The organism is Burkholderia sp. GbtcB21 (assembly GCF_019091065.1).
Classification (GTDB): Bacteria; Pseudomonadota; Gammaproteobacteria; order Burkholderiales; family Burkholderiaceae; genus Burkholderia; species Burkholderia pyrrocinia_C.
Window position 1 is genome coordinate 1 of the sequence record NZ_JAGXKA010000500.1, and the last position, 234, is coordinate 234.

Annotated in this window: 1 pseudogene; it reads right to left on the minus strand. The window is 80.3% G+C overall.

The features are described 5' to 3' along the window. Window positions 1-234 (minus strand): annotated as a pseudogene (locus tag KVT39_RS37475) (multicopper oxidase family protein); the annotation flags it as partial.

Below are 234 nucleotides of genomic sequence, written 5' to 3' on the forward strand. Positions count from 1 at the left end.
CGTGCCCGCGCCGAACGGCCAGAAGGCGGCCGGCCGCGCACCGGGCAGCAGCGGCCGCGCAACGGGCAGCGCCACCAGCGTGGCCCGGAACGTGCCGGGCTCGCGGCTTTCGTTCGCAAGCGTGCGCAACGCCGCGAGCGGTGCGCCGGCCGGCAGCGCGTCGGGGGGCGCGGGCGCGGCCGGCGCCGGCTTGCCGTGCTGGCGGTGCCCCGTCATCCCTGGCATGCCCGGCAT